At 30.7% G+C, this 1,662-nt stretch carries 1 protein-coding gene and 1 pseudogene; both read left to right on the forward strand.

What is annotated here, in order from left to right:
• A pseudogene (locus B0A58_RS16360) lies at positions 1–1,040 on the forward strand (hypothetical protein); the annotation flags it as partial.
• Positions 1,041–1,067: 27 nt separating this feature from the next.
• Positions 1,068–1,662: hypothetical protein (locus tag B0A58_RS02500; RefSeq protein ID WP_133063058.1), on the forward strand; the 595-nt coding region annotated here is incomplete at its 3' end.

Below are 1,662 nucleotides of genomic sequence, written 5' to 3' on the forward strand. Positions count from 1 at the left end.
CAGAAAACATAGGCAAAACAAACGTGTATATTGAAGGTAACCTTACCGATGCCGAATGTGCCGCAAAACTAAAAGCCGAAGTAGGCTCAATTACTGAAAATATTTATATTGGGAGTTTACAAGAAGGTACAACATCACCAAATATTAATAGTATTGAATTAGATATTCCAACAAATATAAAACTAATTCAATTTAATGGTAAATATGACAATTTAAAAACCATAAAAATTAAAGGCCATGGAGTAATGCCTTATTGTAGTATTTCTCTTTTTGGTGGTAAAAATACTGAATCTATTTTGGTTGAAGGAATTACAGAGCTTAATTCAATTACATGTGGTTTTACAGCTGTAGAAAAAATAAATTCTATAATTGAAATTAAAGATTTAGTAGCTGTAAGACAATCTCTTTCTTGTAGTGGTAATTGGGGTTTTGATGCTTTAAATTATAACCATACATTTATATGTAACAGTTTAAAAGATGTAAATAAAAACAATTATTTTGACCTTTCTCATACTGGAATTGGTTTTGGTGGTCACATTGCATCCATTAGTATAAACTCATTAGAATTTTTAAACAATGCAGGTCTTCGTATAGAGTCTTATAGTGCTCAAATTACTATTCCAAATCTTAAACAAGCGATTGGTATTACGTGTGCCACCAATACTAGTTATGCTCCTGTAAATCCAATTGTTTTTAATTTCCCTTTACTTTCCTCAGTCGATACTTTTAATTGTATTGGTTATATTGGCACAATAAATTTACCTATTTTAACAAATTGTAATACTATATACATTAATAAGCACTATTTAATGCCAAATAGCATCAATTTTAATGCACCTTTATTAAATAGTTGTAAAAGTTACACCTCTAAAAATGGATTAACCTCAAATGGTGTAAATTCAATTCTAAATAAGTTTTTAAATATACAGCCAATTAATGGTAAGTTAATTGATTTAACACAAGAAGTAGCACCTACTGGTCAAGGCATAATAGATAAACAATCACTTATTAATCAAGGAAACCAAGTCTGGACTAATTAATTTTTAAACCCTTTAATTTTAATAAATATGAGAAAAATCAATTCAATTTTATTACTTCTATTTTGTATAGTAATAAACAATTTGGCAAACAGTCAGTCCATAAAAACTGTTTATACAATAGGTAGTACAATTTCAACAGGTACTTCCCAACAACAAAACAGCACTTGCTATCCTTACACGCCTATTCCCATTAGACCTCCTGCTGGTAGCACAGCAAACAACACTGATGTTATAGAAGGAAATCTTAATAATAGTTTTTTGGCAACCACAAACACCGAAAATTATTCTACAATTATTGCCAATGCCTACGCCCGTGGTTTCAGAAAATTCTATTTTCAAGAAGGCTTATATGTTGTGAGTCAGCCAATAGATTTAAGCGGCTTAAACGGCATCACAATAGAAGGCTCTGGTGCTCGTACAGTTTTCAAACCAGCAAGCACCACTTTAGAAGCCATTTTTAAAATATCAAACAACTACAATAGTAAAATTATGAATCTTAATATGGATTTAAAAGTTACTTTAGATTGTAATGCACCCGCAGATACTGCAGATGCAAATACAGGTATCAAAATAGGTACACAAGTGGGACGTTGTTTGTTTGAGGGCTTGTTTTTCAGGTCAT

Origin of the sequence: Flavobacterium branchiophilum NBRC 15030 = ATCC 35035, assembly GCF_002217205.1 — a bacterium.
GTDB lineage: Bacteria > Bacteroidota > Bacteroidia > Flavobacteriales > Flavobacteriaceae > Flavobacterium > Flavobacterium branchiophilum.